We start from the raw sequence: 2,557 nt of genomic DNA, 5'->3' as shown, positions 1-2,557 counted from the left end.
GCACCATACATTGATGGATCAAGACCAATAAGAGAAATGTATTTCTTTACGATTTCTGCAATCATTTTATCGGATATAGCGGTTTTACGAAGTGACATATTTTTAGTGAAGCCTCTAAATACAGGTCCTTCAGTAATACCAGAGGCACGTAGCCATTGCTGTAAAGCACGTACTGCATCTAGAGGAGAACCAGATAGATGAGGAATCGCTACTACAGCGCCTTGACCTTCTTGGTCGGCTTTTGATGATGGTACAAAGATTTCAACACCTTGTGGAGAAAACTGAAGATGTTCTACTGTAATAGCCGCAATTTCACTACGACGAAAAGCACCCATAAAGCCAACTAAAAGAATTGCTTTATCACGTAATAATTGCAACTCAGGCACATCTAGTTTATCCATGCACTCTAAAATATCTTCAATATCTTCTAGTAGAACTGGCGTTTTACCTTGTTGAAAAGTACCTTTTAAACGTCTAATCCCTCGTAACGCTTGTTTTACAATAGGTGCCATACAGGGATTATCTCTATGACCAGAGGCGTTATAATTCTCCGATATGGCGCTAATACGACGAGATATTGTATTAGCCTTAGCATAATCAGCTAGATCATTTATATAATTCACAATTGTTTCTGGTGTAGCTGGAAAATAAGATACCTTCTGATAAGTGCACCAATCTACGAAATCGTCCCAATCCGATTCGTAGGCATCAACAGTATTTTCAGCCTTAGATAACAATATGCTTTGTTTTGCTTTCATAGACAACTTAGTGCTATTCATAAGCGCATCGTTATTGCGCAAATAGAAATGTTTCTGTTGCTCTTTAGACTTTGACATAGTTCACCCTTACCCTAAAATTATCAATATAATTGTACCATAGATTAGACACTAATATGCTATAATTAAAGAATGTGATAACAAATTCGGGAGAGTTTATAAATAAAATGAACAAGAAATATATATTAATAGGAACTATGCTTGTCCTCTTAGGTACGAGCGGCTGTTCATATATTCCAACAGAAAATGTTTCTTATGGTGTTTATTACAACAATACAGATCTATCTAATACACCTAAGACTGAATTACTGGCTCGCTTACAAGAGCTAAATGCTAAAATTCCACAATCTATATCTATTGATATAGGCAATAATAAAAAACAACAAGCTACATATCATGATTTAGGAATCCAAATCGATACAGACGCCATGGTAAAAGCTATTTCTACATATGGCTATGAAGACGATATGTGGACATTACTTTCAAATAGGTTTAATGCCTTATTCTACGGTCATCATTTTAAACCACAATATAAGCTTGATGAAGTAAAAGGTAGAACCTATCTTAGTGAATTAGCTAAAACTATTGATACACCTGGACATGATGCATACCTTACCATTGAAAATGGACAAGTTGTATTACATCCTGCAAAAGAAGGTAAACGTATCGATATAGACGCCACTCTTAAAAAATTAAAGGATGATTTACAGGCCGGTGATAGTATTAATTCCTTATCTATGGTATTTACTACACAGAATACGGTAAAAGTAAGTGATGCCGATTTAAAACCATTGAATACGGTATTAGCTTCTTACACTACGGAGTATGATCCTGGTAATGAAAGCAGAACCCATAATATTCAATTAGCATCAGATAAAATAAACGGTACTCTAATTAAACCAGGAGCACAGTTCTCCTTTAACGATGTTGTAGGTGAACGTACTGCAGAGGCTGGCTATGATGATGCACCTGTTATGATCGATGGTAAATTGGTTCCAGGGATTGGCGGTGGCATTTGCCAAGTAAGTTCTACCATATTTAATACAGCTTTATTATCCGGTATGAATATTATTGAGCGTACGCCGCACTTTGAGCCAGTAGGATATATTCAAGCTGGTCGTGATGCTACAGTAGCTTGGGGCTATCTAGACTTTAAGTTTAGAAACCCTTACCAACAATCTATTTATATCCTAAGCGTTATGAATAACGGCACGTTAACGATCTACATTATAGGTACAGCTCAAGATAAGCCTAAAAATGTATCTATTTCTGTAGGTGATTATGGCGAAATTCCTAATAAGACTATCACTAAAGTAGATCCAGCACTAAAAGAAAAAGAAGTGCAGGAAGGGCATGTAGGATTAACAATGAATACGTATAGAACCATTACTTATGGTAACTGGGTTACACAAACAGATTCCTTTGAGTCTATATATGATCCAGTAGATACGATTATTACGATGCCTGCAACACCTGCAGCGCCACCAAATCCACCTAAAAAAACGGACAAAAAGAAATCATAATTAAAGATTTTATTAAATATAGCCTAAACTATTGACCATATGATACAAATAGTTTAGGCTATTATTTGAACTATACATGAGAAATCATTTGTTACATAATCCATGTATGTAAGAATAGATTACTCAATACAAGAGAAAAATTATCAATCAATTCTCAATAATTATCATTTAGCAAAAATAGAAGAGGAAGTTATGGACGCAATTTTACAATTTGATCACTCTATGATCTTCTATGTACATGAACACCTTGTATATAGC

The 2,557-nt window shown here is 35.2% G+C and carries 2 protein-coding genes; one reads left to right on the top strand and one right to left on the bottom strand.

Annotation, left to right across the window (positions count from 1 at the left end; genetic code table 11):
• Positions 1-836, bottom strand: an 836-nt coding sequence (locus tag Q0F90_RS08725) for a site-specific integrase (RefSeq protein ID WP_296004821.1), incomplete at its 3' end; no start/stop codon positions are given.
• A gap of 107 nt (positions 837-943) precedes the next feature.
• Here Q0F90_RS08725 and Q0F90_RS08720 point away from each other — a divergent pair.
• The gene (locus Q0F90_RS08720; protein ID WP_296004819.1) at positions 944-2,299 is read left to right on the top strand and encodes a VanW family protein; all 1,356 of its coding nucleotides are present in this window, start codon (positions 944-946) and stop codon (positions 2,297-2,299) included.
• The last annotated feature ends 258 nt before the right edge of the window (positions 2,300-2,557 follow it).

The organism is uncultured Veillonella sp. (assembly GCF_934190855.1).
Taxonomy (GTDB): domain Bacteria; phylum Bacillota; class Negativicutes; order Veillonellales; family Veillonellaceae; genus Veillonella.
This window is presented reverse-complemented; position numbering and strand designations above follow the sequence as displayed.

Bases quoted from the DNA above. Each gene is read 5' to 3' on its own strand.
- Q0F90_RS08720 (WP_296004819.1), top strand. From the start codon at position 944: ATGAACAAGAAATATATATTAATAGGAACTATGCTTGTCCTCTTAGGT.